The organism is Halopiger djelfimassiliensis (assembly GCF_000455365.1).
GTDB classification, from domain to species: domain Archaea; phylum Halobacteriota; class Halobacteria; order Halobacteriales; family Natrialbaceae; genus Halopiger_B; species Halopiger_B djelfimassiliensis.
The window spans coordinates 417,921-433,620 of the sequence record NZ_HG315684.1; the positions used below are offsets into that span (position 1 = coordinate 417,921).

Annotated in this window: 20 protein-coding genes; 11 read left to right on the forward strand and 9 right to left on the reverse strand. The window is 66.6% G+C overall.

Annotated features, from left to right (window positions below; translation table 11 throughout):
* Together TX80_RS02070 and TX80_RS02075 are read left to right on the forward strand one after the other, a co-directional pair.
* Positions 1 to 867 (forward strand): mandelate racemase/muconate lactonizing enzyme family protein (locus TX80_RS02070; protein ID WP_049921211.1); only part of this gene is annotated, 867 nt, incomplete at its 5' end.
* Between the two features lie 282 nt (positions 868 to 1,149).
* The gene (locus tag TX80_RS02075) at positions 1,150 to 2,127 is read left to right on the forward strand and encodes a S1C family serine protease (RefSeq protein WP_394324874.1); all 978 of its coding nucleotides are present in this window, start codon (positions 1,150 to 1,152) and stop codon (positions 2,125 to 2,127) included.
* Between the two features lie 4 nt (positions 2,128 to 2,131).
* On the opposite strand, the gene TX80_RS02080 is transcribed toward TX80_RS02075, so the two are convergent.
* Positions 2,132 to 2,314 carry a hypothetical protein gene (locus TX80_RS02080; protein ID WP_049921212.1) on the reverse strand — a complete coding sequence of 61 codons (183 nt, stop codon included), beginning with the start codon at positions 2,312 to 2,314 and terminating at the stop codon, positions 2,132 to 2,134.
* Positions 2,315 to 2,459: 145 nt separating this feature from the next.
* Here TX80_RS02080 and TX80_RS02085 point away from each other — a divergent pair, with 145 nt between their 5' ends.
* Together TX80_RS02085 and TX80_RS02090 are read left to right on the forward strand one after the other, a co-directional pair.
* Entirely contained in the window at positions 2,460 to 2,639 is a 180-nt protein-coding gene (locus TX80_RS02085) for a protein translocase SEC61 complex subunit gamma (protein ID WP_049921213.1), read from the forward strand.
* Positions 2,639 to 3,076, forward strand: coding sequence for a transcription elongation factor Spt5 (locus TX80_RS02090; protein WP_049921214.1), 438 nt, complete (start codon positions 2,639 to 2,641; stop codon positions 3,074 to 3,076). Before TX80_RS02085 ends, TX80_RS02090 begins: the two co-directional genes overlap by 1 nt.
* 80 nt (positions 3,077 to 3,156) lie before the next feature.
* Here TX80_RS02090 and TX80_RS02095 read toward each other — a convergent pair whose 3' ends face one another.
* Positions 3,157 to 3,444, reverse strand: a complete 288-nt coding sequence (locus tag TX80_RS02095; RefSeq protein ID WP_049921215.1) for a DUF7565 family protein — start codon at positions 3,442 to 3,444, stop codon at positions 3,157 to 3,159.
* 161 nt (positions 3,445 to 3,605) lie between these two features.
* Between TX80_RS02095 and TX80_RS02100 the strand changes: the two genes are divergently transcribed.
* A complete protein-coding gene (locus TX80_RS02100) occupies positions 3,606 to 4,370 on the forward strand; it encodes a PHP domain-containing protein (protein WP_049921216.1) in 765 nt (254 codons plus the stop codon).
* Here the strand turns inward: TX80_RS02100 and TX80_RS19260 are convergent.
* Positions 4,367 to 4,522 carry a hypothetical protein gene (locus TX80_RS19260; protein WP_195893016.1) on the reverse strand — a complete coding sequence of 52 codons (156 nt, stop codon included), beginning with the start codon at positions 4,520 to 4,522 and terminating at the stop codon, positions 4,367 to 4,369. The two genes, TX80_RS02100 and TX80_RS19260, sit on opposite strands and share 4 nt — an antisense overlap.
* Before the next feature lie 151 nt (positions 4,523 to 4,673).
* Here TX80_RS19260 and TX80_RS02105 point away from each other — a divergent pair, with 151 nt between their 5' ends.
* Positions 4,674 to 4,880, forward strand: coding sequence for a dodecin family protein (locus TX80_RS02105; protein WP_049921217.1), 207 nt, complete (start codon positions 4,674 to 4,676; stop codon positions 4,878 to 4,880).
* Positions 4,881 to 4,918: 38 nt separating this feature from the next.
* Here TX80_RS02105 and TX80_RS02110 read toward each other — a convergent pair whose 3' ends face one another.
* The 3 genes from TX80_RS02110 to TX80_RS02120 are packed head-to-tail and all read right to left on the reverse strand — an operon-like array spanning position 4,919 to position 7,603.
* The gene (locus tag TX80_RS02110) at positions 4,919 to 5,395 is read right to left on the reverse strand and encodes a Mut7-C RNAse domain-containing protein (RefSeq protein WP_049921218.1); all 477 of its coding nucleotides are present in this window, start codon (positions 5,393 to 5,395) and stop codon (positions 4,919 to 4,921) included.
* A 16-nt stretch (positions 5,396 to 5,411) separates the two neighbouring features.
* The gene (gene polX, locus TX80_RS02115) at positions 5,412 to 7,163 is read right to left on the reverse strand and encodes a DNA polymerase/3'-5' exonuclease PolX (protein ID WP_049921219.1); all 1,752 of its coding nucleotides are present in this window, start codon (positions 7,161 to 7,163) and stop codon (positions 5,412 to 5,414) included.
* Positions 7,163 to 7,603, reverse strand: coding sequence for a DUF5788 family protein (locus TX80_RS02120; protein WP_049921220.1), 441 nt, complete (start codon positions 7,601 to 7,603; stop codon positions 7,163 to 7,165). Before TX80_RS02120 ends, polX begins: the two co-directional genes overlap by 1 nt.
* A 139-nt stretch (positions 7,604 to 7,742) precedes the next feature.
* Here TX80_RS02120 and TX80_RS02125 point away from each other — a divergent pair, with 139 nt between their 5' ends.
* From TX80_RS02125 to TX80_RS02140, 4 genes are all read left to right on the forward strand, one after another.
* The gene (locus TX80_RS02125; protein WP_049921221.1) at positions 7,743 to 8,675 is read left to right on the forward strand and encodes a rhomboid family intramembrane serine protease; all 933 of its coding nucleotides are present in this window, start codon (positions 7,743 to 7,745) and stop codon (positions 8,673 to 8,675) included.
* Positions 8,676 to 8,747: 72 nt separating this feature from the next.
* Positions 8,748 to 9,545, forward strand: a complete 798-nt coding sequence (locus tag TX80_RS02130) for an endonuclease V (protein WP_049921222.1) — start codon at positions 8,748 to 8,750, stop codon at positions 9,543 to 9,545.
* Between the two features lie 81 nt (positions 9,546 to 9,626).
* Entirely contained in the window at positions 9,627 to 11,003 is a 1,377-nt protein-coding gene (locus TX80_RS02135; RefSeq protein WP_049921223.1) for an MATE family efflux transporter, read from the forward strand.
* Between the two features lie 127 nt (positions 11,004 to 11,130).
* Positions 11,131 to 12,099, forward strand: coding sequence for an SDR family oxidoreductase (locus TX80_RS02140; protein ID WP_049921224.1), 969 nt, complete (start codon positions 11,131 to 11,133; stop codon positions 12,097 to 12,099).
* Positions 12,100 to 12,126: 27 nt separating this feature from the next.
* Here TX80_RS02140 and TX80_RS02145 read toward each other — a convergent pair whose 3' ends face one another.
* The 3 genes from TX80_RS02145 to TX80_RS02155 all read right to left on the reverse strand — a co-directional run bounded on the left by TX80_RS02145 (position 12,127) and on the right by TX80_RS02155 (position 15,134).
* Positions 12,127 to 13,320 carry an ArsA family ATPase gene (locus tag TX80_RS02145; protein WP_049921225.1) on the reverse strand — a complete coding sequence of 398 codons (1,194 nt, stop codon included), beginning with the start codon at positions 13,318 to 13,320 and terminating at the stop codon, positions 12,127 to 12,129.
* Between the two features lie 55 nt (positions 13,321 to 13,375).
* A complete protein-coding gene (locus TX80_RS02150; RefSeq protein ID WP_049921226.1) occupies positions 13,376 to 14,476 on the reverse strand; it encodes a pyridoxal phosphate-dependent aminotransferase in 1,101 nt (366 codons plus the stop codon).
* Positions 14,477 to 14,744: 268 nt separating this feature from the next.
* On the reverse strand, positions 14,745 to 15,134 hold the full coding sequence (locus tag TX80_RS02155) for a DUF7342 family protein (RefSeq protein ID WP_449271529.1): 390 nt from the start codon (positions 15,132 to 15,134) through the stop codon (positions 14,745 to 14,747).
* Positions 15,135 to 15,157: 23 nt separating this feature from the next.
* On the opposite strand from TX80_RS02155, the gene TX80_RS02160 reads away from it, so the two are divergent.
* Positions 15,158 to 15,682, forward strand: a complete 525-nt coding sequence (locus TX80_RS02160; RefSeq protein WP_049921227.1) for a CinA family protein — start codon at positions 15,158 to 15,160, stop codon at positions 15,680 to 15,682.
* The last annotated feature ends 18 nt before the right edge of the window (positions 15,683 to 15,700 follow it).

Here is a 15,700-nt window from a genome sequence, read left to right on the forward strand (position 1 = left end):
GTCGCCTTACACGATCTGGCGGGTAAGATCCTCGAGGTGCCGGCCTACCAGTTGCTGGGCGGGAAGTACCGCGACGAGGTCCGGGTCTACTGCGACTGCCATACGGAAGCGGAAGCCGACCCGATCGCCTGCGCCGACGAAGCCGAGCGCGTCGTCGAGGAGTTGGGGTACGACGCGCTCAAATTCGATCTGGACGTTCCGTCGGGCCACGAGAAAGACCGCGCGAACCGCCACTTGCGTGAACCCGAAATCGAGCACAAAGCCAGCATCGTCGAGGCGATCACCGAGCGCGTCGGCTCCCGGGCCGACGTCGCCTTCGACTGCCACTGGACGTTCTCGGGCGGCTCCGCCAAACGGCTGGCCAAACGTCTCGAGGAATACGACGTCTGGTGGCTCGAGGACCCCGTCCCGCCGGAAAACCACGACGTTCAGCGCGAAGTCACCCGGTGTACGTCGACGCCGATCACCGTCGGCGAGAACGTCTACCGGACCCACGGCCAGCGCCGCCTGCTCGAGGAGCAGGCCGTCGACATCATCGCGCCCGATATGCCCAAAGTCGGCGGGATGCGCGAAACCCGCAAGATCGCCGACCTCGCGGATCTCTATTACGTCCCGGTGGCGATGCACAACGTCGCCTCGCCGGTCGCGACGATGGCAAGCGCCCACGTCGGCGCGGCCATCTCGAACGCGCTGGCCGTCGAGTACCACTCCTACGAACTCGGCTGGTGGGAGGATCTCGTCGAGGAGGACGTCATCGAGGATGGCTCCATCGAGATCCCCGAGGAGCCCGGTCTGGGCGTTACTCTGGATCTGGACGCCGTCGCCGACCACATGGTCGAGGGCGAAGAACTGTTCGACGAGGCGTAACCGCCTCCTTCTGTTTCTCGACCACTCGTCTTTCGCCTTCCGCCCGGTCTCGAGCCTCGTATCCGGCGTCGAACACACGGTGCCTTCGTTCGGGATGTCCCTGCTGGTGTGTGTTTTATTACACTCGTCGGGGTGGCAACGGGCGTGACACCGAACCAAAAGCCGCTCACCCGGAGGCGTCTGTTACGAGCCGCTGGCAGCGTCACGGCAGCACTCGGTTTCTGTGGCTCGACGGCGGCGAACCGAACCGTAGCTGCGGATGTTCCGGGTGCGAACGCTCCGGTGCAAAGCGCCCCCGACGAGGACGTGGGACAGTACGCCGAAATCTACGAGGCGACGATCGACGATGTCGTCCTCGTCAACGTGTTCGGCGTCGACGACGAGATCCCCGGGGGGATCGGCTCCGGGTTCGTCATCGAGGACGGGTACGTGGTGACGAACAACCACGTCGTCCGCGACGCAGCCGAGGTCGAACTCCAGTTCAGGAACGAACGGTGGCGAACGGGGTCAGTCGTCGGGACTGATATCCACAGTGACCTCGCCGTTCTGCGCGTCGACTCCTTGCCCGACGCGGTGACCGGCCTATCGTTTGACGACGCGGCGCCGACGATCGGTCAGGAAGTCCTCGCACTCGGAAACCCGCTCGGATTCGATGCCTCCATCTCTCAGGGCATCGTCAGCGGCGTCAACCGATCGCTGCCGAGTCCGACCGGCTTCTCGATCCCCGCGGCGATCCAGACCGACGCGCCGGTCAACCCCGGCAACAGCGGCGGGCCGCTGATCACCCTCGATGGCGACGTGCTGGGCGTCGTCTTTGCCGGTGCCGGCCAGACGATCGGGTTCGCGATCTCTGCGCTCCTTGCCGCCCGCGTCGTCCCCGCCCTCATCGAGGACGGCGAGTACGAGCACGCGTACATGGGCGTCGGCGTCCTTCCCGTCGGGCCGCTGATCGCCGAGGCCAACGATCTCGAGGAGCCACGCGGCGTCCTGGTCACGAACGTCGCCTCGAGCGCACCCGCGTCCGGCGTTCTCGAGCCGGCGAACGACGTGACGACCGTCGAGGGGACGCCGGTCCCGGTCGGCGGCGACGTCATCGTCGCCATCGGTGACGCGGACGTCCCGACGCAGGAACGGCTCTCCGCGTATCTCGCACTCGAGACCTCGCCCGGCGACGAGATCGACATCGACGTCGTCCGCGACGGCGACCGCCAAACCGTATCGTTGACGCTTGCGGAACGCCCGGAGGTCGATCTGCCCTGAGCCGTCAGTCCTCTCCTTCGTCCTCGATCTCGTTCTCGTCCGCCCGCGGTGCGTTCTGCGTGCCGAGGTCGTCGTCTCCGGCGTCGACCTCGTCCGGATCGCGGTCGATCCGCTCGAGTTCTTCCTCGATTTCGGCGTCCCGTTCCGCCTCGCGCTCGTTCGTTCTGTCGTTGTCGGCTTCGGCCATAGGAATCGGCTTCGCCGCCGAACGGGTTGACGTTCCCGCCGTCGAGTGCAACGTCGGGTCGGATCGCCCACCGCTCCCAGCGCGCGGCGACCAGTCGGGAGACACGAAAGACAGATAAAAGACGCCGCGCTGTGAATAGACAGATATGGACGTTCCGTACGACCTCACCTCGTACGTTCGGGTGTTGAAAATGGCGACGACACCCACGACCGAGGAATTCCTTCAGGTATCGAAAATAGCCGGTGCAGGGATCCTGCTCGTCGGATTCGTCGGTTTCCTCATCGGCGCGATCATGCTGTTCCTCACCGGCGGTGGTGGCTTCTAATGGGTATTTACGCGGTCAAGACGACTGCAAGTCAGGAACGCACCGTCGCGGACATGATCATCAACCGCGAGGAGTCGGAGATCCACGCCGCGCTCGCCCCCGACTCGCTGACCTCGTACGTCATGGTCGAGGCCGACGGCAACGCCGTGTTAGAGCGCGTGCTCGAGGACATTCCGCACGCGCGAAGCATCGTCCCCGGCGAGTCCGACATCTCCGAGGTCGAACATTTCCTCTCGCCCAAACCCGACGTCGAGGGGATCGCGGAGGGCGACATCGTCGAACTCATCGCCGGCCCGTTCAAAGGCGAGAAGGCCCAAGTACAGCGCATCGACGAGGGCAAGGATCAGGTGACCGTCGAACTGTACGAGGCGACGGTCCCGATCCCGGTGACAGTACGGGGCGACCAGATCCGCGTGCTGGACTCCGACGAACGCTAGGCTCGCTCGGCTTTCCCGTCAACTGCAGTTGCGGCCGCTGATGCTGTGGGTGACGAAAGCAGCCGACTCGTCGGACGGCGTTACCGTTTTAACTCGTTGGCGATCGCTTCGACGTCCGCGGCCGCTTCGATCTCCTCGAGGAGTTTCTCCCGTTTGCGGACGTCCTCGGAGCTTGCACCGTACGCCCGGACGTACTCGGCGCGGCTGTGTTCGGTAAAGGCGTGTCGGATCGCGAGGTATCCGTCGGGGACGACGGTTCCACAGACTTTGCACTCGCGGCGCTCGTGTTCGGTCGCCTGATGGACGACGGCCGATTCGACGTCCTCGAACACCGAACCGCAGCCGTCGATTCCGCATTCCCAGGCCATTCGATGGGAAAATCGACGGGCCGTCCTAATGGTCTTTTCGCAGTACTCCTGTTGGAGACAACACAGGTCGGTGGGCCGTTCGGCGGTCGACGCGATTACGGTCGGACGCGAACGGTCGGAAAATCAGAATTCATAACTCGCCGGTCGCGAAACGAACGATCGTGAGCGATGGAGCGGAGTCTCGAGTCGACTGTCACGTGAAGGTGCTCGACGAGACGGTCGTCGAGCGTGCAAAACGCGCCGGCCTCGACGCGATCGTCTACGCGCCCCATTTCACTCGGCTGCCGGAGATCCGCCGGGAAGCAAACGCCTACTCGAGCGACGAGTTGCTCGTCATTCCCGCACGTGAAGTGTTTACAGGCTCCTGGCAAAACCGAAAACACGTTCTGGCACTCGGGCTCGAGGACCCGGTGCCCGATTTCATCCCGCTCGATGCGGCGATAGCCGAGTTCGAACGACAGGACGCCACGGTGCTGGCACCGCATCCCGAGTTCGCGAACGTCAGCCTCGCCGAAGACGACCTGCGTCGGTACAGGGAAGTGATCGACGCCGTCGAAATCTTCAACCCGAAACACCTCCCGTTCCACAACCGCCGGGCGCGTAAACTGGCGGCCGCATACGAGTTCCCGCCCTTCGGTTCCTCGTACGCGCACCTCCCGAGTTCGGTCGGTATCGCACACACTGCCTTCGAGACGGCGATCGAGACCGAAGCCGACCTCATCGACGCATTCGAGGATCGGGTCGGGCGACGGGTCGTGTACGAAAACGGCTTCGAACGGATGCGTACGAGCGCGATCGAACTCGGCCACCTCTGTTACGAAAACACCTGGGAGAAGATCGACCGGCTCTTTCTCTCCGGCATCGAGCCGACACATCCCAACCACATCGCCTACGACGGACGGTTCGACGACGTCGCCGTCTACTAGTCGTCCTCTAGCGCGTCGGCGATCCGCTCGAGCTGGATGCCGACGTAACACAGCGCCTGCGTCCGCATGATCGCCGGGTCGTCGCTCCATTCGTTAGTGATGTACGACGCCTGTTTGCCCGCACGGTCGAGGTGTTCGGTATCGGATGCCATCGTCCGCGATCAACGTTCGGCGTCGATATCCGAAACGGTTCGGGTCCGGGTTACGGACACGGAGGAAACGGCCGCGAGGATAGCGGCTCGCGGGAAGCGGCATTATCACGCCGCGGAACTATGAGCGCTTGCGATGTCCGTTGGCTGGACCATGGCCGAGACCGTCAAAGTCATCGAACTGACCGGAAACTCGACCGAATCGTGGGAAGACGCTGCACAGAACGCGCTCGAGGACGCCGACGAAACGCTCGAGAACATCAGCGGCATCGAGATCGTCTCGCAGACGGCCGACGTCGACGGCGGAACGATCGAGCGGTACAAGACGACGGTACACGTCTCGTTCGCGCTCCAGCGCTGACGGCGGCGCTGATGGCGTCGCTGGCGCGTTCGGGACGGCTATCGGTCGCCTGCGTTCCCCGCCCGGTCGCGGTCGATCCGTGAGAGCGTCTCCGCGACCCGCTCCCAGTGGCTTCCGCGCCAGAAGTACTGGCCACACCCACGGCAGCGCCGGACGTCGACCGCCGCCGGGTCGGGCGCGTATTCGGGCGTCGATACCGATTCCGCGACGGGTTCGAGCGGCCCGTTACAGCGGCCGCAAAACGCGGGTTCGGCGGCGAGGCGCAACTCGACTCCCGCGGCGGCCAGTTCCGAGAGTTGGCCCTCGACGCTGCGTGACTCGAGCAAAATTGCGTTGGTCGCGCGGTTCGCAAGCGCGACGTCGCGCGTGATCAGGGTTCGGCGCTCCTTCCGGGCGAGTGCACGCAGGGCGTCGTCGGCTTCGAGGCCGCGGTCGCCGGCGTAGACGGTGTCGTGGTTGCACATCCGGAGGTACGAGTCGAGCCCGCCACACATGACATCGAGCAGGAGACGCATGGGATCGTGCGGCGGCTCAGTGCAGGAACGCCCGCAGGTCCTCGAGTTCCCAGGTGTTGATCACGTCGTCGGGCTCGGCCCAGCCGCGACGGGCCGTGTGGACGCCCCAGCGCATGTACTCGAGCGTCGAGGGCTGGTGGGCGTCGGTGTTGATCGCGATCGGCGCACCTTCCTCGACGGCAGCTTGGACGGCGCTCCCCCAGAGGTCGAGTCGGCGAGGGTTGCTGTTCACCTCGAGGGCGGTATCGTGTTCGGCGGCGGCCTCGGCGAGCGCGGTCGCGTCGAAGTCCAGTCCCGACCGTTCGTTGAGCATCCGGCCGCTCGGATGGCCCAACACGTCGATCGCCGGGTTCTCGACCGCACGGACGAGGCGTTCGGTGGCGGTTTCGGCGTCCTGATCGAGCGCGCTGTGGGTCGAGGCGACGATCACGTCGAGCGCATCGATGACCGCCTCGGAGAGGTCGATCTCGCCGTCGGCGTCGACGTTCGCCTCGATGCCCGCAAAGACCGCGATGTCGGCTGCGGCGTCGACCTCGCGGATCCGCTCGACCTGCTCGAGGATCTCGGTATCGGAAAGCCCCATGCCGCCGACGATGCCGGGACCCTCGGCGTGATCGGCGACGGCGTAGTAGTCGTACCCCCGGTCCGCGGCGGCGGCGACCATCTCCTCGATCGTGGTGTTGCCGTCGGACCACTCGGTGTGACTGTGCAGATCGCCGCGGATATCCTCGCGCGTGAGCAACGCCGGCAGCGTCCCGTTTTCCGCCGCCGCGATCTCGCCGCGGTCCTCCCGCAGCTCCGGCGGGATCCGGGGCAGGCCGAGGGCCTCGTACATCCCCGCCTCGGTCTCGCCCGCAACGCGGTCGCCGACGCGCTGGCCGGCCGCCTCGTCGTCGACGTCGCTTACGTCGAACGCGCCGTACTCGTTGAGCTTCATCCCACGATCGATCGCGTAGTTTCGCAGGGCGACGTTGTGGTCCTTGCTGCCCGTAAAGTACTGCAGCGCGGAGCCGAACTCCTCGGGGACGACGACCCGCAAGTCGACGCGGCTCTCGCCGACGCGGACGCTGGCCTTCTCGGGACCGGACTCGATCTCGCTGTCGACCGACTCCCACTCGACGAACCGCTCGACGACCGCCTCGTTGGCTTCGGTCGCGGCGAGGACGTCCACGTCGCCGATCGTCTCGCGCCACCGGCGGATCGACCCCGCCACCTCGCAGCGCTCGACGGCCTCGAGCGACTCGAGGAACGCGAGCACGTCGTCGGCGAGCGGCCGCGCTTCGCCGAGCAACTGCCGCTGGCCGACCTGCCGGGCGAACTCGAGGTTCTCGAGGATGTTCCGCTCTGTCTTCGGGCCGAACCCCGTTACGGACTGGATCTCACCGGCCTCGGCGGCCGCCTCGAGGTCGTCTAACGTCTGGACGCCGAGTTCCCGGTAGAGTTTCCCGGCCGTCTTGGGGCCGACGCCCTCGATGCGGGTGATGTCGGCGATATCGATGGGGAGGTCGGCGCGCAGTTCCTCGAGTTCCTCGATCTCGCCGGTCTCGACGTACTCGACGATCTTCGAGGCGATGGCGTCGCCGACGCCGTCGATCTCCTCGAGAATCCCCTCGTCGCCCGCCTCGACGCGGTCGGCGATCGGCGACGGATGCGCGCGGATGTTCTCGGCCGCCCGCCGGTACGCGCGGGGTTTGTACTCGACGTCGTCGGCCTCGAGCAGGTCGGCGAACTCCTCGAACCGCGCGGCGAGTTCGGCGTTGGTCGCCATCAGCGCCCCCTCCGTGTGGCCCCGCCGTCGTCCCGTCCGAGCGCCTTTTTGAGGAACGACATCCAGCGTTTGCGATCGGCGGCCTGCTTGGCCTGCTGTTCGCGCTCGAGGTCCGTCGGGCCGAGGCTCTCGAGGGCGTTCAGCGCGCGATCGATCCCGATGATACCCCGCGCCAGCTCCTCGCCTTCCTCGCGGCTGATGTCGCCCTCCTCGATCCGCTCGAGGCGCTCGAGGCGTTCCCGTCGCAGGTTCTTTTTCGCCTGCTCGACGCGCTCGCGCTCGCCGGGCGGGACCGTCTCGCGGCGTTTGATCTCGAAGACGAACGTCCGGAGGTCGATCTCCTCGCCCTGGACCGTGATCGTCTCCGGGATGTCCGCTCCGACGGTCGCGCCCTCGCGGTCGACCCGCTCGAGCAGTTGCTTGCGCTCGTACTCTTGCACGGTTCGATATGGGTGTCGGGGAGCCAAAAATGTACAGTCCCGGGCGAAGCGGCCGCCGGACTCCGACGACGCCCGCAGCCGAATCAGCGGTCGACTCGAACCCCAAATCCCTTAGCTGCTCCGCACATACCCCCGCGCAATGGCCAAGTGCGACGTGTGTGGGAAAGACGAAAACATGCCGTACAACTGTCGGCACTGCGGGGGAACCTACTGTGCCGACCATCGGCTGCCCGAGAATCACGACTGCTCGGGCCTCCAGAACTGGAACGATCCGAAGGGTGTCTTCGACAGCGGATTCGACGACAGCGTCAACGGCGGGAACGCGTCTCGGGCCTCGAGTCTCTCCGATAAACTCCCGATCGATACCGGTCCGGGCGGGCCGCTGGCGTACTTCCGCGGGAACATGACATACACGTTCCTCGCGATCATCTGGGTGACATTTCTCGTACAGCAACTCTCGTTACTCGTCGGCGGTTGGAGTCTCCACCAGGCGTTGTTCGTCCTGACGCCACAGCATCCGGAGTACGTCTGGACGTGGGTGACGTCGATCTTCTCGCACAATCCTTTCGGTCTCATGCACATCGTCGGCAACAGCATCGTGCTGTTTTTCTTCGGTCCGCTGGTGGAACGCTACGTCGGATCGAAGAACTTCGCCGCTCTGTTCATCGTCAGCGGTGTCCTCGCCGGATTGAGTCAGGTCTCGATTCAGTTCCTGCAGGGCTCGCCGACTTCCAGCGGCGTCCTCGGTGCCAGCGGGGCCGCACTCGCCATCATGGGCGTCCTGACGATCTTGAACCCCAGTCTCAAGGTGTACCTCTACTTCATCCTCCCGGTTCCGATCTGGGTGCTTACGGCCGGCTATGCGGCCATCAGCGTCTTCTTCCTCGGCCTCGGTGGGGGCGGAGATATCGCCCACATGGCCCACCTCGTCGGCCTGCTGATCGGACTGGGCTACGGCGAGTACATCAAGCGCAACCGGAACGTCCGCGCACCGAGCCAGTTGCAGTTCGGCGGTGGCGGTCCGGGCGGTCCGGGTGGCCCCGGCGGCCCCGGCGGTCGCCGTCGGTTCTAACGCTCGTTTTCTCTCCTCTGCGTCGCGCAACCCCGACACTGATTTTCGCCCCGCGTCAACACCCGCGTATCGATGCCTTCAGCCCGCCCCGATCTCGCACCCGACGCCGACCTCTCGCGCGATGACATGGAGGCCATGCAGCGCGAAATCGCCACCGCCGCCGTCTTCGAAGACCAGTTCGGGTTCGACCCCGCGGCCCTCTCGAGTCCGCTCGAGACGACCGCGAGTGCCGCCGAGCCGCCGATCGTCGCCGGCGTCGACCAGTCGTTTCTCACGAACGCGGACGGCGAGCAGGACCGCGCCCTGAGCGCCGTCGTCGCCATGCAGGGCGGCGAGGTCGTCGAACGCGTTGCCGCGGTCACGCCGCTCGAGATCCCCTACATCCCCGGTCTGCTCTCCTTTCGCGAGGGCCGGCCGATCCTCGCCGCGCTCGAGGACCTCTCCGTCGACCCCGAGCTCCTCCTGTTCGACGGCAGCGGCCGGATTCACTTCCGACAGGCCGGCATCGCGACGCACATGGGCGTGGTACGTGACGTGCCGAGCGTCGGCATCGCCAAGAGCCTGCTCTGTGGGCAGCCCCGCGAGGAGACCGCGGACCGTCCGGAGGGCACTCGCGTCGCCATCGAAGCCGACGGGAACGTCGACGCGCCCGACGGGACCCTGCTCGGGTACGCCGTCCAGACGCGCCAGTACGACTCGCCGAACCGACACATCAACCCCCTGTACGTCAGTCCCGGCCACCGCGTCGGTCCCGAAACGGCCGCCGACATTGCCCTCGCGCTCGCCGCGTCGTACAAACTCCCCGAACCGGTTCGGTTGGCCGACAGCTACGCGGACGAGGCGAAACGGAACTACCGAGAGGTGCCGTAGCGAAGACGGGACGGCGATTCGCGGAGTCCGCCGTCTGGTATCGGTACACTGATACGATTGGGTCCCGTTTCGGTGGGGTGTATGGGGACCGTCGACCGGCAGCGCGTGCTCGCCATCTGGCGGCGGACGGCCGCGCTCTCGTGGCCGATCGCGCTCCAGCAGACGTTCAACACGCTGATGCGGACGGTCGACATCGTCGTTACCGGTCTCTTCTCGCCGGCGGCCGTCGCCGCGATCGGACTCGCGGACCTCTACGCGCAGGTCCCGCTGCGGATCGGGCTCGGGCTCGGGACCGGTGCAATTGCTCTCTCGAGTCAGGATACCGGTCGGGGCGCGACGGCGACCCGCGACCGGGCGATCACGCAGGCGCTCGCCATCGGGTTTCTGACCGGCGTTCCGATGATCCTCCTTGGGTTCGCGTTCGCGTCGCCGCTCATCGCGGTTTTGGGTGCCGAACCCGACGTCGTCCGGATGGGCGGCCAGTACCTCACGCTGGTTTTCGCCGCGGCCCCGATGCGCATCGTCGGGCTCGTCGGCGCTCGATCGCTGCAAGGGACCGGCGATACGCGCACGCCGATGCTCGTCAACGGCTCCGCGAACGCGGTCAACATCCTCGTAACCGTCGGCCTCGGACTCGGCGTCGGGGCGCTTCCGCGACTGGGAATCGTCGGCGTCGGGCTGGCGACGGCGATCAGCCGCACGATCGAAGCCGCCATGATCACGGCTGCGATCGCGAGCACCCGGACCGATCTCTCGTTTGCCCGCCCGCGGTCGGTTACGATAACGCGCCAGCTCGTGGCGGTGAGCCTCCCGAACTTCGCCGAGGGGATGAGCACTTCGATCGCGAACTTTCCGTTCAACGCGTTGTTACTCACGTTCGGCACTGAAGTGACCGCCGCTTACCACATCGGTCGCCGGATCTACCAGCAGCTTACGGGCCCGCTGTATCGCTCGTTCAACGTCGCCTCGAGCATCGTCGTCGGCCAGACGCTCGGCGAAGGCGACCCGGCGGAAGCGCGGTTCGCGGGGCTCGCGATGACGGCCCTCAGCGTCCTCACGCTCGGGATCGGCGGCGCGGTCCTCGTCGGCGGCGCGGCACCGCTCGCACGCGTTTTCACGTCGGATCCGGAAACGCTCACCCACGCCGTCGCGTTCACCCGTGTCTTCGGCGTCTCGACGGTCTTTTTCGGGCTCTTTTTCCCGCTAGCCGGGAGCCTCAAGGGCGCGGGAGATACGCGGACGCCGTTCTACGCCCGGTTTACCGGAACGTTCGTGTTCATGCTCGGCGTGGCCTACCTCGCGGGGATCGTCTTCGACTACGGTCTTCCGGGAGTCTACGCCGGGATCGTCCTCAGTTACGCGTGGTGGACGCTCGTCGTCGCGGCCGGGTTCCTGTGGGGTAACTGGGCCGACAGGGCGGCGGCGATGATGGCCGAACGGGCGGGGACAGCCGATTAAGGGCGACTCCGGCCGCGAAACCCCACCGTTGGAATCGTTCCGGACGACGAACGGTCACCGATTCCCAACGTTCCATCGGGCGCGACAAACCGTCGATACTTAGGTATCGTCTCCCGAACTGCTTCACATGGCCACCGCTGCGGAAGCCGAGGGAACCGACGAGACCGGGGCCGGCGACGCGGACGGCCGGTCCCCGGGAACAGGTACCGACGAGGCGGGTGCGGATCGCCGCGAGCGCGAGACGACCGTCGACGACGACCGCTACACCCGCAAACAATGTGTCCTGATTACCGGCTGTTCCTCCGGAATCGGGCACGCGACCGCGAAGGCCTTCCTCGAGGACGACTGGCTCGTCGTCGCGACGGCGCGCAACCCCGACGACATCGCCGATCTCGCGGACGCCGGCTGTGAGACGCTTGCTCTCGACGTCACCGACCCCGATCAGGTCGCGTCGGCCGTCGAGGAAACCGTCGACATCGGCGGTGCCATCGACTGTCTCGTCAACAACGCCGGCTACGCACAGATGGGACCGCTCGAGGACGTCTCGACGGCGGACCTCCACCGGCAGTTCGACGTCAACGTCTACGGTCCGCATCGACTCGTTCGCGCGGCGCTCCCGCACATGCGCGCGCAGGCCGAGGGTCGGATCATCAACGTCTCGAGCGTCGCGGGGCGGATCTCGTTACCCGGCTCGGGCGCGTACTCGGGCTCGAAGCACGCGCTCGAGGCGATGAGCGACTCGCTGCGGGCGGAGGTCGAGGAGTTCGGCATCGACGTCGTCCTGATCGAACCCGGGCCGGTCGAGACGGCCTTTACCGAACGCGTCGACGACGAACTCCCCGAGGCCGAGCAAACCCCGGCCTACGAGTCGCTGTACGAACTCTACGACGAGGCGCAACTGATCGGCGGGGGCGCGGGCGGCCCGTTTGCCTCCGAGCCGGAGGACGTCGCGGCGGCGATCCTCGAGGCGGGGACCTGCCCCGAACCGCCGGCCCGCTATCCGGTCGGTCCGCTCGCCCAGCTGGGCGTCTACGCGCGGTTCCTTCCCGACCGGCTGCGCGATACAGCGTACGGACTCCTCAGAAAGCTCGCGTAGGGGTCTCCCCATCCGGACGAGCCCCGATCAGCGCAGACAGGCCGCCACGACTGCGAGCATTCCTTCACCGCGGACTTCCTCGGCGAACAGCGGCACCCGGCGAACGTCGGTACCGCGAAACAGGTCCTGCGCCTCGGCGAGGGCCGATTGCTGGACGTCCCAGCGTCGCTGGCAGAACTCGCAGTCCTCGAGGTTGGGCTGGAGGAACTCGCCTTCGACGTCGTCGGTGACGTCCGAGAGCGGTTCCATGACGCGGTTGACGACGACGGTACCGACCGGGATGTCGAACTCCCGGAGTTGCTGGCGCAGCCGTTTCGACTCGAAGACGCTCATCTCCTCGGGCACGAGGACGATGCGGAAGTCCGTCCGCGCCGGATCGCGAAGGGCCGCCCGGAGCCGTTCGATTCGCTCGCGAAGGACTTCAAGGTCCTCGAGCCCCTGCTCCCCGTCGGGACCGTCGTCCCCGCCGAACATGCCTTTCATCCCCTCGATCATGCCGCCGATCCGCTGGCGGAATTTGATGAGCCGCCCCATCATCGAGTCCATGACTTCGGGGAGTTGCAACAGCCGAAGGGTATGGCCCGTCGGGGCCGTATCGACGACCACGCGATCGAACCGGTCGTCGTCCAGATACTCGAGCAGGAGTTGCATCGCGGCGGCCTCGTCGGCACCGGGCATCGCGCCGCCGAAGAGCGCGTCCATCGGCGATTCGCCCCCCAGCATCTCGCCGAGGCCGCCGAACTCGCCCATCGGACCGCCGCCGACGTCCCCGCCCGGACCTTCGTGTCCGGGTGCGGCGTCGGACTCGGCCCCGCCGAGAAACGCGACCTGTCCCTCCTCGAGGGCCGCGTCGGGGTCGATCTCGACCGCATAGAGGGGGATATCCTCACGGATGCGGGTCGGCTCGGCCGGAACGTCGGCCTCGAACGTATCCGAAAGGGAGTGTGCGGGGTCCGTCGAAACGACGAGCGTTCGGGTCCCCCCGTGGGCGCTGTCGAGGGCGGTCGCGGCGGCCATCGTCGTCTTTCCGACGCCGCCTTTCCCGCCGTAGAGCACGTAGTCCGGGCCCTCGATCGGCTCGGTCGACGGCTCGACGTCGATGGACTCCCGTCTCGCCCCGTCATCGACGGCGTCCGTCGGAGTCACCTCGATGGTGTGATCGTCGTCGTCCGTCGATTCCGCGTCCTCTTCGTCGACCGGCTCGACGTCGATTCCACTCATACCCCTTTCTTTCCGGCCCCGACACGAGTATTCGTCGGTCTTTCGAGGCCCGACCTCAGGCGAAGTACGCCGCCAGCCGCTCGGCCGCCTCCTCGAGTCGCGGCGTCACGAGCGCGAACCGCAGCCACTCGGATCGGGAATCGCCGAACGCCTCGCCGGGCATGCCGGCGACGCCGGCTTCGTCGATGAGTCGCTCGACGTTCTCGAGCGTGCCGGGATACCCCTCGAAGCGCGCCATCACGTAAAAGGAGCCGTCGGGGCGGGTATACGCCGCGCCAGCGGCATCGAGCGCGTCGGTAAACGTGGTGACCCGCTCGCGAAGCAGGTCGCGGTTCCGCTCGTAGTACCCGGGACCGGTCTCGCGCAACGCCTGCAACACCGCGTACTGGCCGGGTCGGTTCCCGGCGACGTTGACCAGCATGTGTCGGCTCTTGGCGTCGTCGACGAGTTCCGGCGGAAAGATCGCATAGCCCACCCTGAACCCCGTGATCGCCATCGACTTCGAGAATGCGTTCGTGACGATCCGGTGGGCCGACTCGACCGCGAGCGCGCTCGAGAACGTCCCCGAGAGGTCGTAGTGGTCGTACACCTCGTCGCTGACGAGGATCGCGTCGCAGGCCTCGGCGATCGCGACCAGTTCCCGGACCGTTTCCTCCGGATAGACCGCCCCCGTCGGATTGTTCGGCGAGTTGACCACGATCGCCGCGGTCTCGTCGCTTGCGGCCTCGCGGACGGCCGCCGGATCGAGCTGTCCGTCCGCGGCCGCCTCGACGTACGCCGGCGTTCCGCCGAGCATCGTCGTCTTGCCGGGGTAGTAGGGGTAGACCGGATCGGTCAACAGGATCTCCTCTCCCCGCCCGCGCTCGAGCGCCCGCGCCATCGCGAGGTAGTTCGCCTCGCCCGCGCCGTTCGTGATCACGATCTGCTCGGCGTCGACGCCGCGGCGGGCGGCGATCTCCTCGCGCAACTCGACGAGGCCCTGACTCGGCGGGTACTGGAACCGATCGGGCTCGAGATCGGCGTACTCGCGCAGGCCGTCCCGCAGCGCCGCGGGCGGTTCCCAGTCGGGGTTTCCGCTGACCATGTCGACGACGTCGCGGTCCGCCCGGGACGCGTACTCCATGACGTGAAAGAACAGCGGCGTCTCGTACTCCATACCAGAGAGCGACGGGCGAAAGACGGTTGTTCTTTCGGTCCGCGCCGTCCGAGCCCCGTGCAGTCGAACGGCAGTACAGCCGCAATCGGGTTCGTACTACTCGGCTATGCTTCCGTGATCGTTTCCTCGAGTTTTGCGGGCAGTCGGTGGAGGCACGTTTCAAGAAAACTCAGTGGCGCTTCGGCTTCGAGATGTCCGGGTTCGTGAGTCACCATCGCACCGGTATCGATTTCAACCCCGCCCACGGTGGGGCGGGGAATCCGCCTCGCTACCTAGTTTGAACGTTGTATTCCCATTCTTCGATGACTTCGATGCGCTCTCTCCGTTCGTCGGACGATAAGTCCTCACGACCGATACTCCGCCGGAGTTCCTCGGGGGACTCAACGTCGGACGTCGACTTCCACGAGTCGATTTCGTCGCCGATCGCACGTAGCTCGTCGGTAAGTTCGTCTGCCGACCGCTCTTCGGCGAGCGAACGCACTTCACGAAGGAAGTGTGTGACGGAGTCGGGTTTATAACAGGTACCGTCGGCCGTTTCGATACGCTCGAGTTCCCCGCGGTCGGCCATGCGGTCGAGGTATTTCGCGGCGGTGTCACTCGATACGGCTGCCTCTTCCGCAATCCAACCGGCGTTCCGTGGTGTCCCGTGCTTTGACAACGCTGTCCGCCGAATCGCTCGCTATGATCGATGGGATCGGTTCCGACCTGCCGAAAGAAGTGGGCGAAACGCTGCGGAGCCGCGAGGAGACGCTGGCCGTCGCCGAGTCCTGTACCGGCGGCCTGATCGGCGCGGCGATCACCGCGGTGCCGGGCGCGAGCGACTACTTCGACGCCGGGGTGGCGGCCTACGCGTACGACGCCAAGCGCCGGCAGCTGGGCGTCAGCCGCGAGGCGCTCGACGAACACGGGGCCGTCTCCGAACCCGTCGCCCGCGAGATGGCACGAGGGGTCCGCGACGTCGCCGACGTAACGTGGGGCGTCTCCGCGACCGGAATCGCCGGCCCCTCCGGCGGGACCGAGGAGCACCCGGTCGGGACCGTCTACGTCGGCGTCGCCTACGCCGGCCCGTGGGGTAGCGAGTCGTCGTTCGCGACCGTCTCTCGGTACGAGTTCGACGGCGATCGGGCCGCCGTCCGGGACGAAACGGTCGAACAAGCACTTTCGGATCTGCTCGCGGCGATCGACGAGCGGTCGGACTCAACCTAGCGCTGGCAACGGGTTCGC

Excerpts from the sequence above, each read along its gene's own strand:
- TX80_RS02080 (WP_049921212.1), bottom strand. The coding sequence starts at position 2,314 with ATGGCCGAAGCCGACAACGACAGAACGAACGAGCGCGAGGCGGAACGG.
- TX80_RS02085 (WP_049921213.1), top strand. The coding sequence starts at position 2,460 with ATGGACGTTCCGTACGACCTCACCTCGTACGTTCGGGTGTTGAAAATG.
- TX80_RS02090 (WP_049921214.1), top strand. The coding sequence starts at position 2,639 with ATGGGTATTTACGCGGTCAAGACGACTGCAAGTCAGGAACGCACCGTC.
- TX80_RS02095 (WP_049921215.1), bottom strand. The coding sequence starts at position 3,444 with ATGGCCTGGGAATGCGGAATCGACGGCTGCGGTTCGGTGTTCGAGGAC.
- TX80_RS19260 (WP_195893016.1), bottom strand. The coding sequence starts at position 4,522 with ATGGCATCCGATACCGAACACCTCGACCGTGCGGGCAAACAGGCGTCG.
- TX80_RS02105 (WP_049921217.1), top strand. The coding sequence starts at position 4,674 with ATGGCCGAGACCGTCAAAGTCATCGAACTGACCGGAAACTCGACCGAA.
- TX80_RS02110 (WP_049921218.1), bottom strand. The coding sequence starts at position 5,395 with ATGCGTCTCCTGCTCGATGTCATGTGTGGCGGGCTCGACTCGTACCTC.
- polX (WP_049921219.1), bottom strand. The coding sequence starts at position 7,163 with ATGGCGACCAACGCCGAACTCGCCGCGCGGTTCGAGGAGTTCGCCGAC.
- TX80_RS02125 (WP_049921221.1), top strand. The coding sequence starts at position 7,743 with ATGGCCAAGTGCGACGTGTGTGGGAAAGACGAAAACATGCCGTACAAC.
- TX80_RS02130 (WP_049921222.1), top strand. The coding sequence starts at position 8,748 with ATGCCTTCAGCCCGCCCCGATCTCGCACCCGACGCCGACCTCTCGCGC.
- TX80_RS02135 (WP_049921223.1), top strand. The coding sequence starts at position 9,627 with ATGGGGACCGTCGACCGGCAGCGCGTGCTCGCCATCTGGCGGCGGACG.
- TX80_RS02140 (WP_049921224.1), top strand. The coding sequence starts at position 11,131 with ATGGCCACCGCTGCGGAAGCCGAGGGAACCGACGAGACCGGGGCCGGC.
- TX80_RS02145 (WP_049921225.1), bottom strand. The coding sequence starts at position 13,320 with ATGAGTGGAATCGACGTCGAGCCGGTCGACGAAGAGGACGCGGAATCG.
- TX80_RS02150 (WP_049921226.1), bottom strand. The coding sequence starts at position 14,476 with ATGGAGTACGAGACGCCGCTGTTCTTTCACGTCATGGAGTACGCGTCC.
- TX80_RS02160 (WP_049921227.1), top strand. The coding sequence starts at position 15,158 with ATGATCGATGGGATCGGTTCCGACCTGCCGAAAGAAGTGGGCGAAACG.